This window comes from Blautia sp. HCP3S3_D9, from assembly GCF_052063845.1.
Classification (GTDB): Bacteria; Bacillota; Clostridia; order Lachnospirales; family Lachnospiraceae; genus Blautia_A.
Genome location: NZ_JBQHWS010000003.1, coordinates 66,831 through 92,482 on the forward strand (window position 1 = coordinate 66,831; position 25,652 = coordinate 92,482).

General features: G+C 41.4%; 15 protein-coding genes. 12 read left to right on the top strand and 3 right to left on the bottom strand.

The genetic code is table 11. From position 1 onward, the window contains the following. Nucleotides 1–6: 6 nt before the first annotated feature. From ACTNES_RS01670 to ACTNES_RS01700, 7 genes are all read left to right on the top strand, one after another. Nucleotides 7–351 (top strand): DUF4315 family protein, encoded by a 345-nt coding sequence (locus tag ACTNES_RS01670; RefSeq protein ID WP_441038391.1) that lies wholly within the window; start codon nucleotides 7–9, stop codon nucleotides 349–351. Continuing rightward, on the top strand, nucleotides 338–1,000 hold the full coding sequence (locus ACTNES_RS01675; protein ID WP_441038392.1) for a CD1107 family mobile element protein: 663 nt from the start codon (nucleotides 338–340) through the stop codon (nucleotides 998–1,000). The genes ACTNES_RS01670 and ACTNES_RS01675 overlap by 14 nt, the downstream gene beginning before the upstream one ends. 95 nt (nucleotides 1,001–1,095) lie before the next feature. Next, complete coding sequence (locus ACTNES_RS01680; protein WP_441038393.1) at nucleotides 1,096–3,225, top strand: DNA topoisomerase 3; 2,130 nt, start codon at nucleotides 1,096–1,098, stop codon at nucleotides 3,223–3,225. Nucleotides 3,226–3,243: 18 nt separating this feature from the next. After that, nucleotides 3,244–11,415, top strand: coding sequence for a DEAD/DEAH box helicase family protein (locus tag ACTNES_RS01685; protein WP_441038394.1), 8,172 nt, complete (start codon nucleotides 3,244–3,246; stop codon nucleotides 11,413–11,415). Nucleotides 11,416–11,481: 66 nt separating this feature from the next. Then, nucleotides 11,482–16,656 carry a DUF3849 domain-containing protein gene (locus tag ACTNES_RS01690; protein ID WP_441038408.1) on the top strand — a complete coding sequence of 1,725 codons (5,175 nt, stop codon included), beginning with the start codon at nucleotides 11,482–11,484 and terminating at the stop codon, nucleotides 16,654–16,656. Beyond that, a complete protein-coding gene (locus tag ACTNES_RS01695; RefSeq protein ID WP_441038395.1) occupies nucleotides 16,653–16,883 on the top strand; it encodes a transposon-transfer assisting family protein in 231 nt (76 codons plus the stop codon). Before ACTNES_RS01690 ends, ACTNES_RS01695 begins: the two co-directional genes overlap by 4 nt. Further along, the gene (locus ACTNES_RS01700; RefSeq protein WP_441038396.1) at nucleotides 16,880–17,737 is read left to right on the top strand and encodes a YodL domain-containing protein; all 858 of its coding nucleotides are present in this window, start codon (nucleotides 16,880–16,882) and stop codon (nucleotides 17,735–17,737) included. The genes ACTNES_RS01695 and ACTNES_RS01700 overlap by 4 nt, the downstream gene beginning before the upstream one ends. Before the next feature lie 52 nt (nucleotides 17,738–17,789). On the opposite strand, the gene ACTNES_RS01705 is transcribed toward ACTNES_RS01700, so the two are convergent. Further along, complete coding sequence (locus ACTNES_RS01705; protein ID WP_441038397.1) at nucleotides 17,790–18,731, bottom strand: hypothetical protein; 942 nt, start codon at nucleotides 18,729–18,731, stop codon at nucleotides 17,790–17,792. Nucleotides 18,732–18,972: 241 nt separating this feature from the next. Between ACTNES_RS01705 and ACTNES_RS01710 the strand changes: the two genes are divergently transcribed. Both ACTNES_RS01710 and ACTNES_RS01715 read left to right on the top strand, forming a co-directional pair. After that, nucleotides 18,973–19,215: a hypothetical protein gene (locus ACTNES_RS01710; RefSeq protein WP_441038398.1), complete on the top strand. Its 243-nt coding sequence runs from the start codon at nucleotides 18,973–18,975 to the stop codon at nucleotides 19,213–19,215. A gap of 23 nt (nucleotides 19,216–19,238) precedes the next feature. After that, complete coding sequence (locus tag ACTNES_RS01715) at nucleotides 19,239–19,868, top strand: hypothetical protein (protein ID WP_441038399.1); 630 nt, start codon at nucleotides 19,239–19,241, stop codon at nucleotides 19,866–19,868. A 72-nt stretch (nucleotides 19,869–19,940) separates the two neighbouring features. Here the strand turns inward: ACTNES_RS01715 and ACTNES_RS01720 are convergent, their stop codons facing one another. Together ACTNES_RS01720 and ACTNES_RS01725 are read right to left on the bottom strand one after the other, a co-directional pair. Beyond that, nucleotides 19,941–21,593, bottom strand: coding sequence for a relaxase/mobilization nuclease domain-containing protein (locus tag ACTNES_RS01720; protein ID WP_441038400.1), 1,653 nt, complete (start codon nucleotides 21,591–21,593; stop codon nucleotides 19,941–19,943). Continuing rightward, nucleotides 21,565–22,002: a plasmid mobilization protein gene (locus ACTNES_RS01725; RefSeq protein WP_441038401.1), complete on the bottom strand. Its 438-nt coding sequence runs from the start codon at nucleotides 22,000–22,002 to the stop codon at nucleotides 21,565–21,567. The genes ACTNES_RS01720 and ACTNES_RS01725 overlap by 29 nt, the downstream gene beginning before the upstream one ends. Before the next feature lie 368 nt (nucleotides 22,003–22,370). Here ACTNES_RS01725 and ACTNES_RS01730 point away from each other — a divergent pair, with 368 nt between their 5' ends. The 3 genes from ACTNES_RS01730 to lanM all read left to right on the top strand — a co-directional run bounded on the left by ACTNES_RS01730 (nucleotide 22,371) and on the right by lanM (nucleotide 25,573). Further along, on the top strand, nucleotides 22,371–22,604 hold the full coding sequence (locus ACTNES_RS01730) for a two-peptide bacteriocin subunit PneA1 (protein ID WP_441038402.1): 234 nt from the start codon (nucleotides 22,371–22,373) through the stop codon (nucleotides 22,602–22,604). A 10-nt stretch (nucleotides 22,605–22,614) separates the two neighbouring features. Next, the gene (locus ACTNES_RS01735; protein ID WP_441038403.1) at nucleotides 22,615–22,788 is read left to right on the top strand and encodes a two-peptide bacteriocin subunit PneA2; all 174 of its coding nucleotides are present in this window, start codon (nucleotides 22,615–22,617) and stop codon (nucleotides 22,786–22,788) included. Nucleotides 22,789–23,221: 433 nt separating this feature from the next. Then, nucleotides 23,222–25,573 carry a type 2 lanthipeptide synthetase LanM gene (gene lanM / locus ACTNES_RS01740; RefSeq protein ID WP_441038404.1) on the top strand — a complete coding sequence of 784 codons (2,352 nt, stop codon included), beginning with the start codon at nucleotides 23,222–23,224 and terminating at the stop codon, nucleotides 25,571–25,573. Nucleotides 25,574–25,652 lie beyond the last annotated feature (79 nt).

The following is a 25,652-nucleotide window of genomic DNA, read 5'->3' on the forward strand; positions in this document are numbered from 1 at the left end:
GGAATATTGAGCAGGAAGTTAAGCAGGGTTCTGGATGAAATCCAGAAAACCGAGGAAAAGATTGCCGTATGGCAGGAGCATTTAAAAGAATTGAATTTGCTTCGGGAACAGTTGGAGAATCAGGAAATTATTAAATCCATTCGTTCCATGAAGCTCGACAGCCGCAGGATGCTGGATATTTTAAGCGGAATCCAGAATGGAAGCGTGTCCTTCCAGTATGCCGGGGAGGATACTCCCGGCACTGCGGCAGAAATCAACAGGGAAGAAGAACTGCCGGATATGGCAGGACATATAGAGGTGCCGTATGACAGGGCACCGGAAAGTGAGGATAGGAACGATGAAGAAAATTAAAAAGTGGCTTGCGCTGTTTATGGTGACAGTTGGGATTTTATCTACCGGAACTATGACAGCATTTGCCTATGTGGACGAATCTGCCCAGACAGAGGCAGTACCAGAGACAGAAGCACCCGTGGTCGAGGAGATGCAGCCCCAGACGGAAGCAACGCCGTTTTCTGTGCCGGGAAACGGGCAGCTTGTAGATGATAAAACGGACGATGATACGAAGCAGTTTCTGACTATCCAGACAAAGAATGGAAATACATTTTTTCTTGTATTAGACCGTTCCAGCAATACAGAAAATGTATATATGCTGTCCATGATTGATGAGAATGATCTGGCAGAGTTCATTGGAGAGACAGAAACAGAAGCGGAGACAGAGACACCGCAGGTAGTCATTCCTGAGACAGAAACGGTACCTGCACAGACAGAACCAGAGACGGAGACAGAGCCGCAGAAAGAAAACAGTGGTATGAACACAAGTGTTCTTCTCGCAGTTTTCCTTTTACTTGCCGGAGGTATTGGCGCAGGCTATTACTTCAAAGTTGTAAAACCGAAGAAAGAGGAAGAAGAAGCGGAAGGAGAAGATCTGGAATTTTATGATGGCGGTGCGTACATCAATGAGGATCAGGAATCAGATTCAGACAAGGATGAAGAGGAATAAAGCCTGTGAAATGGCTGGAGGAGACAGATTAACAGGAAAAGGCAGTCGGTACATTCCGGCTGTCTTTTTCCATATCAGGAAGAAAGGAGAACAGGATGTATTTAGTATTAGGAGAAAAACCCAGTGTGGCACAAGCACTGGCAAAGGTTTTGGGTGCAAGGAAGAGGAAGAACGGGTATTTGGAAGGAAACGGATGGATCGTAAGCTGGTGCCTTGGGCATTTGGCAGAATATGTTCCACCAGAGGCTTATGATGAAAAATATGAGAAGTGGGAATTTTCAGACCTTCCCATCCTGCCGGAACAGTGGCAACTTGCGGTTGCAAAGGGAAAAAGAGACCAGTTTAACGTGCTGAAAATGCTCCTGAACCGCAGTGATGTGGAGTATATAGTCAATGGGTGTGATGCCGGGCGTGAAGGAGAGCTGATTTTTAAGCGGGTATATGATTTGTCTGGCAGTAAGCTCCCAGTAAAACGTTTATGGATCAGTTCTATGGAGGATAGTGCTATACAGGAAGGTTTTGAACATTTAGAGAATGGAAGGGCATATGAAAATCTTTGTAAAGCTGCGGTCTGCAGGGCAAAAGCGGATTGGCTGATCGGGATGAATGCTACCAGAGCCTTTACCACGAAATATTATAAGCGTCTGGTGGTGGGGCGTGTGCAGACACCAACACTTGCCATGCTGGTAGAGCGTCAGAAAAAGATTGACGAATTTGTCAAAGAAGCCTTTTATAAGGTGACACTGGAAGGCAATGGGCTTTTAGTGGTATCGGGGAGTATTGCTTCGGAAGCAGAAGCTGACGCACTGGCAGAAAAATGTCAAGGGAAAACAGCGATAGTGACAAAGGTGGAAAAGAAAAGGAAGAAGGAATCTCCACCGAAGTTGTATGATTTAACCACTCTGCAGAGGGAAGCAAACCGATTTTTCGGATATACGGCACAGGAGACTTTAAATGAACTGCAGGAATTGTATGAAGATAAGCTGGTGACCTATCCGAGAACTGACAGCCAGTATATCACATCGGACATGGAACAGACTGTATGGGAGCTTTTGGATGAACTGCCGGAGATGCTGCCTTTTTTGGATGAGGATTCGATAGGAAGGGATGTAGAAAGAATCATTGACAATGACCGGGTTTCTGACCACCATGCACTTCTTCCGACAAAGGAGATTATAAAACAGGGATTTGGAAATCTTTCCGTAAAGCAGCAGAATATTTTTCGCCTGATTGGCCAGCGTCTGGCACAGGCAGTGTCACCGGACTGCATTTATGAGGAAACGGAAGTTACGGTGGAATGTGAAGGTCAGAAATTTTCTGCGAAAGGAAAAGTGACCATCCAGCATGGTTTCAAGAAATGTGCCAGTGCTTTCCAAAAATCCATTCAAAAGTCTGCTGAACCGGAAAAAGAGGAAAATACAGAAGGAATTGTCATACCCAAAGGGCTGACGGAGGGAATGGAGATTACACCTGTCAGGGCAAAAAAGAGCCGGCACTTCACATCACCTCCAAAGCCTTATAGTGAGGATACGCTTCTGTCTGCCATGGAGACAGCCGGAAACAAAGAATTTGATGCGGATACGGAGAAAAAAGGACTGGGAACGCCTGCAACAAGGGCAAGTATTATTGAGAAACTGGTATCTTCCGGATACGCTGCCCGAAAAGGAAAACAGATCCTGCCAACTGTGGATGGTGTTGACCTGGTAGGGGTATTACCGGAGTATTTAAAATCTGCAGCTATGACTGCGGAATGGGAAAATAAACTGCTTCTGATAGAGAAAGGAGAGCTTGACAGCCATGCATTTATGCAGGGAATTGTAGAACTGATACAACAGATGCTGTCCGAATGCGATGCCATATCAGGAGAAGAGAGAAGCCGCTTTCATCCGAGAGAAAGTATTGGTATCTGCCCGGTTTGTGGAAGTATGGTCTATGAGGGGAAAAAGAATTTTTACTGTGGAAATCAGGAGTGTTCCTTTACCCTATGGAAAGAGAACCGCTATCTTTCTGGAATGCGGAAAGAGATAGATAAGCCGATGGCAGAGGATTTGCTACAGGATGGGCGTACCCATGTGACAGATTTTTATTCGCAGAAAACAGGGAAAACCTTTACAGCAGACCTTTTGATGGAGATTGTGGACGGACGTATCAGCTTTAAGCTGGAGTTCCCACCAGATAAGGGAAGCAGAGCAAAAGGAAAGTACGGCAGAGGAAACCGGAAATAAAAGCAGGGAGGTTTTATTATGGCGAAAATACATGACATACTTGGTCTTGCTGAGTATGAGGCAAAGGAAATCAGCCGTTCTCCGCAGGACTGGATGAAGTATCTGGATACAGCATCGAAGTTATATCGGTATTCTTTTTCTGATACACTCTTGATCCATGCACAGCGCCCGGATGCCGTAGCCTGTGCTGAATTGGAATTATGGAACGAGAAGATGAACCGATGGGTTAACCGTGGCGCAAAGGGAATCGCTCTAATAGACGATAGCGGACCGAGAAGAAGGCTACGGTATGTATTTGATATTTCGGACACCCATCCGGTGCGTGGCGGCAGGACACCCTATCTTTGGCAGATACAGGATCAGCACAGAGTGCCGCTTCTTGACCATCTGACCGACACTTATGGTCTGGAGGGGGATGACAGTGCAGACATTCAGAATGCTTTGCTGTCGATCTCAGCTGATATGGCGGATGAAAATCTGGAAGAAGCTATAGAGGGGCTGGAGTATGAACTGGAAAATTCTTTTCTGGAAGGACTGGATGAGGATACCATCCGTGTAGAGTTCCGCAATCTCCTGATGAACAGTGCTTTCTATACCCTGTCAAGACGGTGCGGACTTGATCCTATGGAATATCTGGAGGAAGAGGATTTTTTCGGTATCACGGATTTTAATTCCTTGTCTGTTCTTACGTTTTTAGGGAATGCCACCAGCCAGATCGTTGAGCCGGTGCTTCGGGACATTGGGCGGACAATCCGCAGGTTTTCTATGGAAGAGATTCAGAAAACGGTTGCAAATGACATAGGGATGCCTTATAATAAATTTAACACGTTAATTCGTGAAAGCGAAAAGAATGAAGGAGGAACGGAACATGGAACTGACATATCATCGAAAAGGGGATTACCTGTTCCCGAACCTGACCATACAGGAAGAACCGATGACAATCGGGAAATACGGGATGCTTCGGAGGACATATCTGAAGGAGAACAAGAAGAACTGGTATCAGAGCATGATGCTGACGGGGAAACTGAACAGCCATCTGCTGGAGATCGAGAAAGCAGCAGAGGAGAGAATGGAGATTCTGATGACAGGGTTACTGGAGAAATACCCGGCTCCGGACAAGAGGACAGACCAGATGGCATGGACAGCACACATGAACAATCTGACAGCGATGGCAGAAGAAAGCGTGCTGAAGGAATTGGTATACAGCTAACAGAGGAAGAACCGGATTTGAGCGAAGCAGAGGAGAATATAGCCTCTGCTTTATCTTTGCCCGAATTACCGTCTGTTGAAGGGCAGATTCGTTCCATAGAAGAGAGAGCTGCAGCACTTTATGCAGGAGAGATACCGATTCCTGCAGATGTGGTGGATGAAGTGCTCCGTACCGGAAGCAACAGAGACAGAAGCCAGCTCCGTATCATTTATAATTATATGATTGAACAGGAGCTGGAAGACTACGTGGAATTTTTGAAAAATGAGTATGGCACTGGTGGGAAAGGCTTTAAGATTGATGGAACAGAGTATTCCGTCTGGTTTGATGAACTGGGAATGCAGATAGCAGTAGGACACACAGTACATGACCAGATACTGGATAAAGCCTTTTTATCTTGGGAAGATATTAGCACGAGAGTGAAACAGCTTTTGGATCAGGGAGAATATGCCCCGCAGAGTGTTCTGGATGCAGCAAGGGATAATGCAGTAAAAGAACATGCCCAGGTACTTGCTTATATGCATGGGGATATGGCGGAAGGTGTGGCAGAGATCGTCTTTGGAGAAGAAAATGATTTTGGCTATGTTTATCCGGAAAAGACAGATAAGATCGAAAAACTGATTACGCAACCGGAATATCTGGATGAACTGAATGAGCGACTGGAAGGACTTGCGGAAGCATATGAAACAGACCCTTCCGTTATGCGGTTTCATATGTATCGTCCTGATAAAGTTCTGGCACGGTTCCAAAAGTTTGCAAAAGAAGCCATTCCCTATCAGGCAAGGGAAGGTTTCCAGTGGAAGGAACAGGAGATTTTTATTACACAGGATGAAATAGATGCTTACCTTGCAAGAGGAGGTTCTTATTCTGATGGAAGGCTTACCATTTATGCCTATTTTATCCAGGACAAGTCAGATAAAGAAAAAGCGGATTTTCTCAAAGAACACTATGGAACAGGAGGTCAGAGCCATGCACTGTCTGGGGCAGATCGTTCCAATGCAGATTACAGTGCCAAAGGCTTGAAATTATCCCGTGGAAGCTATGGAAAACCGGATGCTGAGGTGCTTTTGAAATGGCCTGCAGTATCAAAAAGGGTGCAGTATCTGATTGATAATGACAGTTTCCTGAAAGCAAAGGATTATTCCAGAATGCCATCCTATGAAAGAGAAAAAATGGCATCCAAGGTCATCAGCTTTTATGTCCGTCTTCCAAAAGACATTGAAAGACCATTTAAAGAGGACTTCTTTTGGGAAGAGTCAAGAAAAGACATTGTACCTATGTTGGAAGATGAACAAAAAACCGAAGAATTGCTGGGGAAAATGGATGTAGCTTTGTCGGAACTACCTTTGGACTTTGAGGATTATGAGAAAAAAACTCAGCTCCTTATGGAACTCCATGGATATGCAGAAGGAACCTATACGTTATTCCCACCAAGAAACAAAGAAGCGGAAGTAAAAGAAACAAGACAGTTATCCCTGTTTGATTTTCTTGATACTTCCGCTTTTTCTAATTCCAATGAACAGACATTTGAGGTTTCTGAGCCTGGTGTAAATGAAAATGTTCAGGAAAAGGATGCCCCGAATTTGAAACAGCAGGAACAGGAAGGGGAAGAAGAACAGAGGAGATTTGAGGAGGCGAAAGAACTCTGGGAGGATGGATTTATCTATGAGGATTATGTGCTGTCCAGTGAAACCGGAAGGGCAATTACCGAAGCAATGGATATGACAGGAGTCACCAGAGATGATTTCTCTGCTGATCAGTTGGATGTGATCCGTACTGCGGCAGAGAAAGAGCTGGCTCTTGAGCCGATGTTGAATCCATCATTCAGCCCGGAACAGATGCAGCTTATTTCAGATGTCATGGAGCGTATGTCTGCCAATGAAAAACATTGGTTTCAGCGGGAAATAGATGAACTGACAGCAACAGTTATGACACCGGAGGAAATCAATGTACAGAGAAGGGAACGGAATCTGCCTTTAGAAGATTTTTCAGAAGGAATGGAAGAGGTTCCGGAAGAACCACAGGAAGATACACCGGTAACCAATGATACTGAAATCCATCAGGAAGAAGGGGAGAGGGTCAATTTCCGTATTACAGATACTGACCTTGGAGCAGGCGGACCAAAAGCAAAATTCAGGGCAAATATGGATGCAATCCATCTTTTGAAACAACTGGAGGAAGAACACCGGCTTGCGACACCACAGGAACAGGAGATTTTATCACGGTATGTGGGCTGGGGTGGTATTCCCAATGCTTTTGATAAAAATAATGCAGATTGGGCATCTGAATACAAGGAACTGTATGACACTCTTACGCCGGAAGAATACGATGCTGCAAGGTCTTCTACCCTGAATGCGTTTTATACTTCACCAACCGTAATCAATGCGATGTATGAAGCCCTTGAGAATATGGGATTAAAGCAGGGTAATATTCTGGAACCGTCCTGTGGAGTGGGAAATTTTATGGGACTTATACCGGATAGTATGGCAGCTTCCAAAATGTATGGTGTGGAGTTGGACAGCATTTCAGGAAGGATTGCGAAACAGCTCTATCAGAAAAACGAGATTGCGGTGCAGGGATTTGAAACAATGGATTATCCGGAGAGTTTCTTTGACTGCGTGATTGGAAATGTCCCTTTTGGGGCATATAAAGTAACTGACCGGAAATATGACCGCCACAATTTTATGATCCATGATTATTTCCTCGCAAAATCCATTGACCTTGTACGGCCGGGCGGTGTGGTTGCAGTAGTGACTTCCAGTGGGACGATGGATAAACAAAACCCTGCGGTGAGGGAATATCTTGCAAACCGGGCTGACCTGCTTGGGGCGATAAGGCTTCCAAACAATGCGTTTTTACGGAATGCAAATACAGGGGTGGTTGCTGATATTCTGTTTTTCCAGAAACGTGACCGGATTTCACTGGAAAAGCCGGATTGGGTGGAACTTGGAACTACACCGGAAGGCTATACGGTCAATTCTTATTTCGCAAAACATCCGGAGATGGTGCTGGGAGAATTTACAACGGAAAGTACTCAGTATGGAAAGCAGGAAGTGACAGTAAAGGCAATTCCCGGTGTGAATCTGGCAGACCAGTTAAAAGAAGCTGTGAGCCATATCCACGGAACCATTGAAGAATGGGAGCTTGAAGATTCGGAATTGGAGGACGTGATACAGTCAATTCCCGCTGACCCGGCAGTAAAGAACTTTAGTTTTACAAACGTGGAAGGGAAAGTGTATTACCGGGAAAATTCCAGAATGAATCTGGTGGAGCTTCCAAAGGTCACAGCGGAACGTGTACTTGGCATGATAGAGATCCGGAATGTCACACAGGAATTGATCAACCTGCAGTTGAATGACGGAAGTATGGAAGAAATCCGTACTGTACAGGGAAGACTGAACAAGGTATATGACAGCTTTACCGCACAGTATGGTCTGATCAGCAGCAATGCAAACCGCAGGGCATTTAATCAGGACAGCAGTTATTGCCTGTTATCTTCCCTTGAGATTCTGGATGATAAGGGAAATCTGGAACGGAAAGCAGACATCTTTACAAAAAGAACGATTAAAAAAGCAGAGCCGGTCACATCCGTTGATACAGCTAGTGAAGCCCTTGCTGTCTGTATCGGGGAGAAGGCAAGGGTTGACCTTACGTTTATGGCACAGCTCATGGACAGTACGGAGGATAAAGTTACCGAAGAACTGGCAGGAGTCATTTTTAAAAATCCGCTGAATGGAGTATGGGAAACAGCAGATGAATACCTTTCCGGGAATGTGCGTGAAAAGCTTCAAATGGCAGAGGCATCCGCAGCAAATGACCAGTCCTATGCAATCAATGTCGAAGCATTAAAACGGGTACAGCCAAAAGATCTGGATGCGTCAGAGATTGAAGTGCGTCTGGGAGCAACGTGGATAAAGCCGGAGTACATCAACCAGTTTATGGGTGAGATCTTTCATACACCGGGATACCGCCTTGGTAAGACAATTAATGTAACTTATGTGGAGATCAACGGGCAATGGAATATTTCCGGTAAGACACAGGATTTTGGAAATCCCCTTATTACTTCTACATATGGTACGGGAAGGGCAAATGCCTACCGCCTTCTGGAAGATGCCCTAAATTTAAAGGATACCAAAATCTATGATACTGTCGAAGAGGATGGGAAAGAAAAACGTGTCCTGAATAAAAAAGAAACGATGCTGGCACAGCAGAAACAGGAAATGATCAAGGATGCGTACAAAGAATGGATTTTTAAGGATATGGAACGAAGGGAGGACATCTGCAGGACATACAATGAATTGTTCAACAGTATCCGTCCAAGGGAATATGATGGAAACCATATCCAGTTTGTGGGAATGACACCAGAGATCACCCTGATGCCCCACCAGAAAAATGCCATTGCCCATATTTTGTATGGGGATAATACCTTGCTTGCCCATTGTGTAGGAGCTGGAAAGACTTTTGAGATGATCGCTGCCGGTATGGAGAGTAAACGTTTGGGTTTAGCACAGAAGTGTCTGTATGTCGTGCCAAACCACCTGACGGAGCAGTGGGGAAATGATTTCTTACGCCTTTATCCGGGAGCGAATGTCCTTGTTGCAACAAAAAAAGATTTTGAACCTGCCAACCGGAAAAAGTTCTGTTCCAGAATCGCGACCGGGGAGTATGATGCCATCATCATAGGGCACAGCCAGTTTGAAAGGATTCCTCTTTCAAAAGAACGTCAGATCCAGACAATCAACCGCCAGATAGAAGACATTACATTTGCAATCGAGGATGCAGCTAATGAGGATGGCACCCATTTTACGGTCAAACAGATGGAAAAAACGAAAAAAACACTGTTAGTCAAACTCGAAAAATTAAACGACCAGACGAGAAAGGATGATGTAGTGACCTTTGAGCAGCTGGGTGTTGACCGGCTGTTTGTAGATGAATCTCATTATTACAAAAATCTTTTTCTGTATACAAAGATGAGAAACGTTGCGGGTATTTCCCAGACGGATGCACAAAAGAGCAGTGATATGTTTATGAAATGCCAGTATCTGGATGAGATTACCGGAGGTAAAGGTGTTACGTTTGCAACCGGCACACCAATATCGAATAGTATGACGGAGTTATATACCATCATGCGTTATCTGCAGTATGGGACACTTCAAAAAATGGGACTTGGACATTTTGATGCCTGGGCAGCTTCTTTCGGTGAAACTGTCACAGCGATTGAACTGTCACCAGAAGGGACGGGCTATCGTGCTAAAACACGGTTTGCCCGTTTTTATAATCTTCCGGAGCTTATTTCGTTGTTTAAGGAAACAGCAGATGTGCAGACCACAGATATGCTTAACCTTCCTGTACCGGAAGCAGAATATATCAATGAAGTATTAAAGCCGAGTGAGATTCAGCAGGAGATGGTGAGCGGTTTTGCAGAAAGGGCAGAAATCGTCCGGAACGGGGGTGTAGATGCCACAGTAGACAATATGCTCAAAATCACCAACGACGGAAGAAAGTGTGCGTTAGACCAGAGGCTTTTGAATGATATGCTTCCGGATGATGATGACAGCAAGGTGAACCGGTGTGTAACAAATGCGTTTGAGATATGGCAGGAAACATCCGACCAGAAATCTACGCAGCTCATTTTCTGTGATTTATCGACACCAAAAAACGACGGTTCCTTCAATGTCTATGATGATGTAAGGGAGAAATTAGTGGAGAAAGGGATTCCACGGGAAGAGATTAAATTTATTCATGAAGCATCAACCGAAGCAAAAAAAGCAGAATTATTTGCAAAGGTCAGAGCTGGTGAAGTGCGTATTCTCTTGGGTTCCACACCGAAGCTGGGTGCCGGTACCAATATCCAGGACAGGCTCATTGCCCTCCACCATCTGGACTGCCCATGGAAACCGTCTGATCTGGAACAGCAGGAAGGACGTATTCTAAGGCAAGGGAACCAGAATCCGAAGGTAAAGATTTTTCGTTATGTGACAGAAAATACATTCGATTCGTACATGTGGCAGATTTTAGAGAATAAGCAGAAATTCATTTCACAGATCATGACCAGTAAATCCCCGGTACGAGCCTGTGAAGATGTAGATGATGCGGCACTTTCTTATGCGGAGATTAAAGCACTGGCTACCGGAAACCCTTACATCAAGGAAAAGATGGATCTGGATATACAGGTCAGCAAGTTAAAGCTGATGAAGGCAAACCATACCAGTCAGATCTATCGTCTGGAGACAGATATTGCAAAGACATATCCAATGCAGATCGTATCTACAAAAGAACGTATCGCCGGTCTGACAGCTGATATGGCGGCTGCAAAGCCTATTCTGGAAAAGGACAAAGAAGATTTTTCCATGGTGATCAGTGGCAAGACTTTCACTGACAGGAAAGAAGCCGGAACTGCATTGATTGCTGCCTGTGCAGGGCTAAAAGCGGTCAATACAGAGGGTGTGGTTGGCGAATATCAGGGATTTTCCCTTGTTTCAAGTTATGATACCTTCTATCAGCAGTACAAACTGACAATCAAAGGACAGTGCAGCCATACCATTGAAATGGGAAAGGATGCTTCCGGTAATATCCTCAGAATCCAGAATGCATTGGGAAGTATTGAAAAGAAGCTTGCTGAGGCACAGTTGAAACTGGAAACATTACAGGAACAGCTTGCCACAGCAAAAGAGGAAGTAACCCGTCCTTTTGCACAGGAAGAGGAACTGGCTGTGAAGCTGGAACGTCTTTCAGAATTAAATGCCTTGCTGAATATGGATGAAAAAGGGACATCGGAAACCCTGGGAATGGATGATGAAACAGCGGTTGCAGATGCACCAAGAGCTTATTCCAATCTGGCGGGCAGAGTTTCCGATGCGTCCAGACTTTCTGACGAAAGGAAAAAACCATCTGCCCTTATGAAATTAAGGGAAAAACAGGCGGAAGTGTCACAAAGGGAGCATAAAAAAACGAAAGCAAAATCAAAAGAACAGGAATTATAAACCAACATTTATCCCGTCACAGGCTGTATATGTGACGGGATATTTTCAAAAAAGGAGGAAAAGATGATGGCAAATAAACGTGAAGAACAGCTGAAGGAGATTACCGAACGGCTGGAACAGGGAGTGCAGGAACTGTTTACGTCTGAACGTTATACGGAGTATTTAAAGACGATGGCAAAGTTCCATAATTACAGTTTTAATAATACTCTCCTGATTGCATTACAGAAACCGGATGCCACATTGGTTGCCGGGTATCAGGCATGGCAGAAGAAATTCAACCGTCATGTCTTGCGTGGGGAGAAGGGGATTCAGATTATCTCTCCTGCACCGATTAAAGAAAAAGAAGAGGTGGAGAAGATTGATCCGGAGACCAATGAGCCAATACTGAAAGAGAACGGACAGCCTGAAACGGAGATTATCGAGCATATTATTCCGAGATTTAAAGTGGCTACAGTATTTGATATATCGCAGACAGACGGAGAACCTTTACCGGATTTGGGAGGAGAAGATCTGACGGAGAGTGTTCCGGATTTTGATATTTTTATGGAAGCAATCCGTAATGTTTCCCCTGTTCCCATCCGTTTTGCAGAGATCGAAGGGGAATCACATGGGTATTATCACAATGTAGATAAAGAGATTGTGATTAAGGATGGCATGAGTGAAAGCCAGACGATGAAAACAGCAATCCACGAAGTCACCCATGCGATGCTGCATGACCGGGAACTGATGCAGGAGCAGGGGATCGAAAAGGACCGGCTGACAAAAGAGGTAGAAGCGGAGAGTGTCGCTTATACGGTGTGCCAGCATTTTGGTCTTGATTCATCAGAATATTCTTTCCCGTATATTGCTGGTTGGAGCAGTGGAAAGGAAATGAAAGAACTTCGTGCATCTATGGATATTATCCGGAAGACAGCGGGAGATTTTATCGAAGATATGACAGAACAGCTTCGTTCATTGAAAAAAGAGCTTAGTCAGGAAAAGAGTCATCTGGAACAAGATGATTTGATCTTAAAAATATCCGGGTCGATGGGAAGTGAGTACAGTTATCATGTTGTCACAAATTTGACTGCAGAGCAGTTATTGGAGGCACTGGAGGAGTATCATCAGATTCCCGAACAGGACAAAACAGGTATTGAGACTTTCCTTTCGGAAAAAGATGCAGTTCTTATCCCATGGTATGATTCCATTGGGTATGAAGCAGAGTATCCGGTAGACTTTTATGATCTGGAATATGATTATGATACCGGGGTTACGGTAGCTTCGCAATTATCAGCAATAAAGCAGGCAGAGATGCTGATTAAAAGGGAAGAATATGGCGAGACCATGTTGTTTAATGAGGAAGAAAGAAAATTGATAATGAATCATGCTTTTAAATTGAATAACATGGAAGACACGAAGATACTGATTTCTGAAATGCATGAAGCAATAGAAGCACCGGATTTACGTGCAGTGAATGATGTCATGCGTGTTGCCCAGAAAGAGATAAATGCCCTTCCGGACAGCATGGTAGGCATTTCTGAAATGTATGAGTTTGGTTATACCAGTAATCTTATGCTTCCATTGACGAAAGACAGGGCTTTGGAGTTATTCCGGGATGGATGCGAAGTATTCCATCTGTATTCAGATGATACTGAGGCAGTCGTGGATGATGAAGCAGATTTTGATACTGTGGATGAGTTCTATGGCATTGAGAAAGAAACATGGGATAGATACCGTCAGCAGGAAAGAGAAAAGGGACTGGAAAACCTGCAGGATGCAGAAAAATACCAAGGAGTGGATTTCTTTGATGTACCGGCACTCTTTTCCAATGGAAGGGTGGACATTTCATCATTACCGGAAGGGATTTACCGTTATGAGCTTCAGGGAGCAAGCTATGATCCGGGCTATCCGCTCTATGTGAAAGAATCTGTTGGTGTCAATCATGCAGGAACAATTTTAACAGCATATCCAATGGAAATACCGGGACAGGGTTCTTTACGTTTGGGTGTTGGACTTGATTTTTCTGGAGGTATGCAGACCATTCGGGAATACCGGAATGAAATGCAGGAAAGAGACAGAGAAACAGATTTGGAGATCATGGAAAGTGCTGTCATTAGAGAAAATGAAGATATTCTTCTTTCGGGAGACAAGGAATACTATGGAATTTATCAGATTCAGGATAGTACAAAAGGCAGGGAGTATCTGTTTATGGGTATGGATTTTGTTAATTCACATGGAATGGAGGTCGATGGTGGCGATTACGCCTTTATTTATGGCGGGAAACTCACTGAGACAGACACATTGGATAGCCTGTATGAAAAGTTTAACCTTTACCATCCGGAGGGATATTATGGACACTCCCTTTCTGTCAGCGATGTAGTTATTCTCCAGAAAGACAACCAGACAAAAGCATACTATGTGGACAGCTTTGGATTCCGTGAATTACCGGATTTTGTCCGTCAGCGAATGCATGAGGCAGAGATGAACCGTAAAAGGGAAGATTCGCTCATTACTCTTGATACTACGGGAGTAGAGATTGAGCAGCATGAGGGTCTCTGGCACACAGTAGACAAAATGGAAATAGAAAATGAAATTTTCTATCTGATGCGTCACAATGAATTTGGCGATTCCGTTGCTGCTGTCATTTTAAATTCAGATGGAGAGTTGGTGGCACAGGAACTGGAGCATGGATTTGACCAGGGGGCAATGGAAGCAATCCGGGAGTTTCTGGCTGGCAAGGGAATTGAATGGAGACCGGAAAGGCAAGAAATGAATGAAGAGATGAAATCTTTTCTTCCAGTGTATCAACATAATCTTACCTATGCGATGGAACATGGAGAAGCAGATGCATACCTTGATTCCCGTAAGCTGAACATTGACTGTAAAAATGCTATTCAGGAGGCAATCAGTAATAATTTTGATGGGATGCACCTGAACCATGATGCAGTGAATCCGGTTCTTGAAGAATATGGTTCAGAAAGGCTTTCTTTTGTTCTTGCCTGTACCTTGCAGGAGAAGTCATGGGATGGTCGGTTCTCCCAAGTAAATAAGGAATGGGCAAAGAACATTCCCATTCCGGAAAATGTGAACCGGGGAGTGGATGCCAATCTGGATTATGTGGTGGAAAGCCATCCTGCGGTATTAGACGGATTTATTGATCTGGCAAGAGAAAGGATAGCAGAATTAGAAATTGCATCAGAAAAAGAGCAGCCTTTTATTGCACAGTATTATGTTGTAAATGATGCCTATGGAGTGAAAGCTGAACGAAGTTATCAATATTTTGATGATATAGACGAAGCAATCAGTGCATATCATCAGCTCCCGAACCATCTGGATAAACAGATCGGCATGGAAAGCACAGAGCAGCCACCGTCAAGAATGACATTGATCTCCTGCAAAAACGGAATTGAGGAATTGGAGGATATTACATTTAATTCTTTAAGTGGGAAATGGGTAAACCCCGAAACAAATAAAGCATTAGAAAGAGCAGAATTATATCTGGAAGGTTATGACAGGGAAGTTGTCTACTGGATAGCTAATGAGGAAAAATATCTTTTTGTCCAGACGGTATCGGATGGTTATGATTATACCATCTACGATAAAGAATACCAGGAGTTGGATGGCGGGGTATATTCAGATCCAGAACTTTCTTTCCGAAATGCTTTGCAGGAGATTCTTGAAGATGAACTGCGTTCTTACGTGGATGCCTGCGAAGTGATCGAATGTGAGGGATTTTTGGAAACAGTAGAGCGGGCAGAATATTTCCCACAGAAATCTTTTGAAGCTTTAAAAGGGTTGATGAATAGTGGAGAGGATAAGATTGCATTTAAAACGGGATATGGATATGCTTCTATACAAAAAGTGCAGGACGGATACAACAGTGTTGTATATGATAGTGATTGGCGCGAAATCGGGGGAAGGTTCTACGATGTTACGAATGTTTCAATGGAAGAAGCTGTAGGGTGGCTCTTTAAGGATGAAGATCTGGGAAAATTGGATTGTGAGCCGATTATCTATGATGAGCTGGAAAAACATGTTTTGCAGGCGGCAAAAGAAAGACTGAAAGAAGATCAGATAACACCCACTTCCCAGATCAGTATAAGGGAAGCTTCGCTGAATAGGCAGTGCAGACATGATATAGAGGAAATGGTACTTTGCTTTGCCCAGGCACAGATTGAAGAAATGGGACTTTCAGAGGAAGTCAGGCTGCTCGGCGCTCGTGTTTATGGCAGCCGTACACGAGAAGGTCTGTATCAGGAAACATCAGATGTGGATGTAGTCCTTTCTTATACCGGAAATATTCGGGAGGATGACTTCTTCAACATTCTGCATGAGAGCGGCATGAAGATTACGGGACTGTCGGTTGATGTGAATCCCATATCTATAGAAAAGACCGGTACATTGGAGAAATTTATGGAAGATGCGGAAAAGTATTTGGATGATAAAGAACTGCAGCAACTGGCATCCGATATAGACCAGTTTTCATCGGAGTATGATTTGTATGAATATCGAGATTCTGTTGAGGACAGGAAAGAAAATGTGAGACAGATTTATTCTGACCTTATTTCTGGACAGGCAGATTCTATTCGGGAATGGGTCGCAGAGATTGCTTCAGACGAGAATGACGATCTTCCGGAAGTAGTAGAGGAAGCAAAAAAACTGTTGGCAAGAATCGAACAGGCACAGGAAAAGGGCAGGGCAGAGATCGCGCATGAGACGGAAAAAGTAGATGCAAAAATCACCTTCTATGTGGCAGAATGTATGGAATTTCCGGTGCTGGGTGAATACCATGATAATCTGACACTGCAGGAAGCTGTAGAGTTATATGAGAAAATTCCATCCGAAAGAATGAATGGTGTGAAAGGTATAGGTTTTTGTCTGGAGGATGGAAGTATGTATGATGGGGAATATGAGCTGATGTCCGGAGACAAGATTTCCAAAGATCTGATAGACTTGGTTCCCTATTACAAAGACCATCCATTAGTACAAGGAGCCATTTCTGATTTGGAAGAGATCCTTTCTCAAAAGCAGCAGATGGCTGAAAAGGAGGTTGTGTCTGAAATATCTCAGGAGCAGCCAATAAAACAGGAGAAAACACCGGAAAAAGCACCGGAAAAGGACAGTTCTACGTCCAAAGGAACAGGAAAAAAAGAATCTGTCCTGAAAGCACTAAGAGAGCGTCGAGCAAGGTTAATGGAACAGAATCAGGATAAAGATGAGCAGAAATCGAAAGGGCATAAGAAGGGAGAACAGGAATTATGATGGTGAAGTTTGAGGAGAATGAATATTTAATTATGGCTATGTTCCAGATGGAGAACCGACAACAGACTATGAGGGAAATCCGTAGTGCGGTTCCATTTCTGAAAGATGATGCAGAGATGCTTTCGCTTGTGAACAGTACACTTGCAAAAATGGAGAAGCTGTCTGATGAGGAGTTCGCCTTACTGGATTTGGAACCGTATAAACAGGAATCAGCGGAGGACGAATGATGGATATCAATCAATTTGCATTGTATCAACTAAAAGAAGTGCAGGAAAACCGGGACATACGTTTTCGCTCTTATAAAACATTGCAGAAAAATAAGATTCAGATTCGGTATGAAAATTATGAGCAGAAATATCTTGGGCGAATTCACCCGGACGATACACCGGAAAGTATAAAACAGAAGTTTCAGAAGCAGACGCCCCGTTCTTTTAAAGGTCATTCCATTAGTGTCAGTGATGTGCTGGTATTGAACAAGGAGGGAGTCATCACATCTTATTATGTGGAGAAGGAAGGTTTTATTGTGATAGCCGGATTTTTCCGAAACGGTTCTTCCAGTGCTTTAATATCCTTTGATACCACAGATTTTCATATCGAAGGAAAAGAGGGAAGCTGGCTTGCCTTTGACAGTATCATCATAGACGGAAAAGAATTCTTCCTGATGGAGCATACTACTTATGGTTCCGACGCAGCATGGGTCGTATTGGATGAAGATGGGAAACTGGTGGTGGACAATGTATATAATGGTTTTGACGAGGCTGTCCAAAAGCAGATTAAAGAATATCTGAATCCGGTACAAATCATAGCAGAACCACAAAAACAGGAAAAGCCACCTCTTGAAAACTGGCAGAAGTCTTATGAGAACGGAGAGTATCTGCGAAGTGCAGAGATAACGGAAGAACAGAATTATAACATGATTGATGGAAGAATGAATAACCTGCCATCAAAACCGAGAAAGATTGGTCAGCGCATTTCTGTGTTAGATCGGCTGCATTTGAAGCAGGCAGAAATAGCAAAGCACAGTGGAAAGTCTGTGCCACAGATGAATATGGCAGAGGATATGGAGCATAGACGAAAATAAAATAAAAAAGGGAAACCTGATGGCATTAATTGGTCAGGTTTCCCTTTTGCGGTTACTCATTTTTTAGCATAGAGGCATATTTAGGCTGTTCTGTTTCCGGTATTTTCAGTGCGGCCATAGCCTGTTCAACAGTTAATTTCATTGTTTCCATTAAATTGCGTATAGCATCTAATAAAGTACGGTCTACAACGCCTTGGCTTAAATTACACATGAGCGACACCTCTCTTTCCATATTTTTTGACATTTCGATATTGAAATCGTTATGGAGAATTTCTTTCTTTTCGTCCGGGGCTTTTTCAGAGGAAAGCAGGACATCAAGTAATTTTAATACACCAGTATAATTTTCGCTGTCCGGTCCGCCGAGACAGATCATGACAGCGGACATTAAATCATAGTTTTCGGTTTTTTCTTTGGCATTGCCTACCAGGTTCTTTTCTGTAATGGAATACTCTGTAATCGTATTTTCCCTGTACTTTGGAGGATTCATGCAGATCCATATGGAATATACTTTTTTAATGTTTTTGTAATGGGATGAAGTAAATTCGGTTCCATACTGGGATGAAATCATACGGCTGCAATAATATATGCCACGTTTGATCAGTGGATAACCGGGATAAAAATCGTTTTGTGCCTCCACGTTAATAATTAGACGGATAAGTTCCCCTGATCTTGGGGCTGTGGCAAAAAAGCGGATGTCGTATGTTACGGTTCCTTCTGTCATGGTTTTATCTTCGGTCTGCGTTCCCTTAATCATGGAGCTTTCCGCAGCATTTGTTTCATCCGGTGCAACAGGTACTTCTGCAACCTGTGGTTCTCCTTCAATATATTTATCTACAATTTCGGTTATACCGCAATTCTGGTATTCTTCCAGACAATTCTTCATAATCCATGCGAGAATCACCTTTTCGGACAACAGCCGCTTGCAGGCGGCATCATAATCTGAGTTGTTTCCAGCAGTACGGATATTTTTAGAGATCGTTGTTTCTATGTTCACTTAGCCACCACCCTATATATGATAGATTCAGTATAAGTCAGTTAAGAAAAAAATACAAGGAAGAGATAATGAATATCCTGTATACTGTACTTATATTTTAGCATAGTTTTCGGAAGGATTCCATGGTTTTGAAAAACTGTTTTGGGATTGACACTTCCATGTGGTTCTGGCAATATAATGTTGTATTCAAGGTTTACAGATTTCGGATACAGATAAAATTCAAATGAGAAGGAGTGGTGGTATGCTTCAGCCAATTTCTGTTGAAAAATTTGCGGACATGGTAATCAAAAATAATAAAGGATATAAAAGAAAAGAGCTGGTCAGAGATCTTCGTGAGACGTTGGAGGCTAAAAAGAACGGGGCAAAGTGCATGGTCTGTGGTGCTCCAATCTGGGCTGCCGGCAGTGCAATTACAGGATTGAACCGCTGTTTTACCTGCACGACAGGGGAAGCGGATGACAGTGAAGATTATGAAATTGAGTAAAAGCAGGGGAGTGTAGTAGCAGAGTGGGGAAAGAGACCAACGATAAATTTGAGATCATGAAGAAGGTTATGGACAGGCTTGGGGAAATTTTGTGTTCTTATCATGGACGAGGACATCAATCCGTATATATTGATCTGGATTCCCTTGCACTTTTTACGAGTCTTATCGTGTATGGACAAATAAAGGCAGAAAATTATAAATATGACTATAACGATGATATTTATGAGGATGAGAAAGCTGTCAGCATATACAGAAAACTTGCACCGCAAACAAGGTGGCGTGTAGGATGCCGTACGCAAATTGAGGCAGTCAGGATGAATGCGTTAAGACAGTTTGCGGCAATGGGGGAGCCTGTATATAAAGGTTATATTTATTATGAAGATATAGGAGATGTATTGGTATGCGGGGAGATTCTGCCGTATGAAATATTCCAGCTATTTACAGATATGCCGGAAGCAAAGAAACTTTATATTTTCCCCTGCCCGTTCAGAGAAGAGGATGCACAGCCAGCCTATTATTCTTTTGAACCAATGGAATCGGCAAGAGAGGAAATGAAAAAGTACATAGACCATAAATTTGAAGAAATGTGCCAGGTTGTTAATGAAAAGAGCAAGGGTATAAACATAATTCCAGAAGCACAGCCGTTACCGTAAAGAAATGAATTTAATAATGTTAACAAAAAAAGCCGGGGTAAGATATATTTTCCGGCTGTTTTTGAGAGATGGTTAAGAAATATCCTGACTTTTTTCTTTTTCTGTTTGCTGTCTTGAAGGGAACTTCCCTAAAATCATATCTACATTGGCACAGACTGTTTTTAATTCATTCTGGTAGCAACGCAGATTCTGGAAGATATTATATTGGCTGTCCTTTAAGATTGCCAGCTTTTCTTTTTCTGCTTTTAGTGATTTCATGGATGGTAGTTTTGCACCGCCGGATCGTTCTTTCAAAATTTTACGGGCGGTTTCATAAAGAACAATTTCCGATTGGTGTTCCTGCCGGAATTGCTTCTTGTTTTTAGATTTTAAAAACTGATTGTAAACAGATTTGTATGCCAGATATTGTCCGGTGTAATGAATTTGCTCGTTAATATCTTTTAGACGCTGCTCTGTGGAGCGCAGGGCTTTTCGTATATCAGCCATCTGCGTTTGTGCTTCGGAGAAGGCTGTCTGTAAATCATCCGGTGTATTGTATCCGTGTTCCTGCACATAGGCGACAGTCTTTGCCATCTGCTGTAAGTTGGACAGCTTTAACCTTTGGGCATAAGCCTGACTATGCTGTGCTTTCACGCATTGTTGCAGATCTGTGACAAGACGTAGGTCGGATTTGATAAAAATAAAATCCGGAATTTCTGCTTCGATTTCCAGTTCAGAGAATAGTGGAGCAGAAGATGTGTCATTGGCTGGTAATGGCGGCTCTGCGGCACTACCAGATGTTTGGCGTTCTGTATTTTTCTCAAACAGTGAGAACAGATAGTTTTCCTCATAACAAGTACCGAGATTTCGTCCTGTAATTGGTTTGTTGCGATCCGGGTGGAGATAACTGAATCGGCCACGGCTGACTTTGAGGGTAATATGATATCTTTCTATAAGCAGCTTCTGAAATTCTTTCAGATTGTGGGCAGAAGCGGCGGAATCTTCAATCGCTGTACGGAGAAAGTCCTTCTGTGTCTGGAATTTGGTTTTCCGTGGAGTGATACCCTCTGAAAGCATTTTTTTGTTGCGTTCATCAAATTTTTTCTGCCCTCTGCGGTTTGCATGGTATTCCCGGTCGGTTATTTTCTTTTCTGCAGGCGTAAGTAAATCAATCTGATTCAGATGCTCCCGATGGCACATATCCATGACGGACTGTTTTAGGTGAATCAGATAATCTTTTGTTAAGTGATGCTTATATCCGGCACGGGAATCGCATAACCGTTCCATGAAGGGCTGACGTTCCACATCAAATTTCCGCAGACTGTTAATCACGATATGTACATGGATGTTTCCGCTTTCATTATTTCCGTCTGTGTGGGTACAGACAAGTGCTTGATGTCCAGGGAAATTTTTTTTTGCATATTCTAATCCGAGCTGCTGTGCCTGCTCTCCAGTCAATCCATTTTCTTCTGCGTCTTTCGGATCGAAGCTGAGGATGTAGTGATGGGATTTGATTTCATCGTATGTTTGGTTTTTACGATACTGTGCGTTCAGTTCCTTACATTCTATATCGAAAGTGAACGGATCACAGTTTATCCCGTCCAGGTAATATTCTTCACGGGGAATTAGTCTGCCATTTGTATCAAGGATTGGCTTACCCATGTACTCGTCATATTGGAACATCAGATAACGCTGCGCTTCTCCGTAATCTGCATTTTTACTTGCTATGTGTTTCAGTATTGCCATCTGATTTTTCTCCAGTTTTATTTTTACTATTTCCAGCGGCAGAGGTAAAATCTCCGGCCAGTTTCAGCACTTCATATTTCATTTCATAAATATCAGCAATGCCCTGATTGATTGTTTTTCTCATTTCCTGTGAGTGAATACCGCCAGTATTAAAGTGACGGGCAATCTGGTTTAGATTGCTGCCGATTTTTCCAAATTCGGCAATCAGTTTTTTTAGTTCCGGCAGATCTGCCACAATCTCATATTTTGCAAGTACTTTTTTATTCATTATCTGCTTACGGGCATATTGGGCTAATGGAAGATTTGCGGCTTTTGCATTTTCTTCCACAATTTCATATTCCGTATCTGTGAGACGGAGCATGATGTGATGAGTGTGTCGTAGTTCTTTGTCTTTCTTTGGTCTTGCCATTTTATAATCCCTTTCAAAAAAGAAATGTATTCATATATAAGCCGATTTGGAGATGCTCATTGGTAACAAAATACAGATATTTTGGAATTTTTCGTGATACTTACAATCACGCTGCGACTGTTCTTGACAGGAGCCAATTTGCACATTTGTAAAAATGTGCGTCATCTGAGGGTATGGGGAGCGGAATCCCCATCAAGATTGCCGGGTAAGCAAAAATCACAAAGTGAGTTTTGAGTTACGCTGGCGAATCTTGCTCTTTCGGGAAAAATTACAATAATACAAGGTATTCTTACATAAATCGAAATTGTTTTAAACAATAGGATATAATACTACTGCAAGCACTTAAATGATTTTTTGGGAGGATTTATATGGCTAAGAAGATTAATCCATGTGGAAACAGTATGAGAGAATTATCAATGGAAGAATTAGAAAATATTTATGGAGCAGATACGGCAGAACCTATGTCCGGCATTCCTTGTTCGGTTGTTAAATCAATTTCAATGGTTTCAAAGTCAGTGGTAAATAGTTCAAAAGTTTGTATTGGCGCTTCATTATCCGCAATTTCAGGTATCGTCTCTTATAATAAAGAGTGTTTGGGATAGGAGGCATGCAATGAGTGAAAAAAATATAGTAGGAGAAAGTATGAGAGAACTTTCATATTTCGAGCTGAATGAAATATATGGTGGGGATGATTCGGGCATATCACCTCAGTCTACATTTATTTGTAGTGCCTTATTTTCAGCCGTTGGCTCATATTTGACTACAGCAATTTTGTGTAAAGAATAATAAAAACTAAGTGCTTGCTGATGAAAGAACATGTTTAAAGTTTAAGTAAATTTAGACATGTTCTTTTTATAAAAATCAGATAAGCGAAATCTACTTCATATAGGTAAGGAGAACAAAAGCTATTATTCAAATAAACACTGGATTTTATCAGTATATTTGATAGAAAACAATAACTGTGAACTGGTTGGTAATTTTGGACAAATCATATTTGTTTTTGGATTGGCGTGCCTTCTGGTTCTTTTATTGGTAATACACATATTGGTCTTGAAGTGGCTAATTGCTCTTTCAATACGGGTTCTTTTATTGAAAATATAACTTCATTTCAGGGAAGCTTATTGGATACAGGGAATCATACAGAAGTGATAGGTTCGATAAAATCAATGGGATTTTGCTTTTGATAAATGTTCATATAAAAAGATAAAGGAGAGAAATAATGTTTTACAAATCATTAACAATAAATGAAAGATACAATATTTTAAAAGGAAATGGAATCGTTGAAAAGGAAAATACTGATGCGCTTATTCAGTGGCGCAATGACATGAGTCTTTTGTCAGAAGAGCAGTTTCAAAAGATGATGCAATATAATCAATATGACAGAAAAATTTTTTCTCATGCAGTAGTAAGAGAACCGGATGAGGATATAGTAGAAATGTATGAAAAAAGTGAACAAAACCATCCATGGCGCAGGGCCTATTGGGAAATATTAAATACTGATATTCCTTATGAAGAAGAGTCGTTCTGGAGTCAAGACAAAGGGTTTAACTATATTGTTAGACATTTTGTGAAATATGTAGAAAAAAAATTAATGGAGTCTTTAACAGGAATTAAATTTACAAAAGATTGCTTGAACGGAATTTTGCATCAATTCACATTAAAACTAGTGGATTTAGGAAATAAAGCAATGATAATGGAACTAAATCATTTTAGAGAATCTCAAAAGCTAAAAGGTAACACTTCCGCAGAGAGATTTAAATATTTTGTTTCATTGTTTGATAATATAGAGTTTCTTGAAGAATTTTTTGAAAAATATATAGTGCTTGCAAGGCTTTATACAGAACTATCAATATTATTTATAAATAACATTAATAAAATTTGGGCTGATATAAGAAGCGATAAAGAAATTCTTAAAGAGAAATTTGGAATCAGTAATAAGAATTTTGTGTTATACAAGGTGTCTATGGGAATAGGTGACACGCATAATTTTGGTAAAACAGTTACTATACTTGAGTTTGCTAATAGCAAAAAAATAGTTTATAAACCCAAAAATTTGAAAATCAATGAAGTGTATAATAGTCTTATTGATTTTCTTAATAAGACCGGAAAATTAGAGATTTTAAAGAGTTTAAAAAGTATTTCTTTTAAAGATCATGGTTATGAAGAATTTTTAGACCATAATGTATGTGAAACAGAATATGAACTACACTGTTTTTATATAAGATTTGGAGAAATATTGGCACTTTCATATATATTGAATGCTACGGACTTACATATGGAAAACTTAATAGCACATGGAGAATATCCGGTATTAATTGACTTAGAGACTTTCATACAACAGCCTAATAATTTTAACGATGAAATTATAAATGAGAAAATTAATTATGAATTTGATAGCGTAAAAAGAACATTGCTTTTGGAGAGTCGGCTTCGGCAAAATGAAGTTAGTGAAGGTGTAGATATTAGTGCAATTAATGGACAAGGATATGTGGTAGATGATATTTTACTGCCAATAAATATGTATACTGATATGGCACGGTATGAAAAACAAAGAGTTCAAGTTAAAGGAGCAAAAAATTTGCCTTTCTTAGAAGAAGATTCCAGAGACATTAAAAATTATGTTAATGAAATCTTATTGGGATTTTCAAAGGTGTACGATCTGTTTTTGGAATTTAAAGATGACATTTCCTTCAAAAATATAATAAAGCAGTTTGCTGGTATTCGGGTAAGACATATTATAAGAAATACAGATCAATATGATACTATTTTGAAACATTCTACGCACCCAGAACACTTAACAGACATGTTAGATCGAGAAAAGATATTAGAAAACATGTGGAGTAGTAGTGCCTATGCTGAGTTTGTAGTGCTCAGTGAAGTAAATGGAATGCGAAGAAATGATATACCCTTTTTTTATAGGTATACTGACAGTAATTCTATATATAATGACATGGACCAAGAAAAGAGCAATTATTTTGAATGTAACGCATATAGCAAATTGATAAAGAACATCGAAAATTTAAGTATTAATGGTAGGGAGAGGCAAAAATCCTTTATTCATTTAGCATTGGATTATCAAAACTTAATTTTAGATGGAAAATGTATTGGCAGTTACATTGCTTATAAAGAAATTGATATGCAAAACGAACATTGTGTTTTTACATATTTAGAGAAAGCTAAAAATTATGCAGTTAAAATCGCTAAAGAATATACGTGGTTTGCTCCGGTTCTTAACAATTTTGGCAAATGGAATTATGACTTAGTGGATACTGATTTGTATGATGGGATAGGTGGGATTACTCTGATTGCTCATTATTATGAAAAAGATAAAAAATTTCAAGATGACCTTATAAAGATAATGGAGTCAAGGTGCAAACCAGACATGCTTGACTTTTATGTAAAACAAAGAAATGTAGGATTGGGTGGTGCATTTGGGATTTTCCATACGCTATCTTTTATGAAAGAAGAATATATTAATCAGCCAAGAATCGATAAACTTATTGAATTTTTTTATAATGTTTTGGAGCAAATGATAAATAACTCAAACTTCCCACACCATTTGGTGTGCTAAACCTTGAAAAATCAATATTTTAACCCATAAAAAAGGCATAAATCACTTGCATGTGGTATAATTGAATTGTCAAAAACAA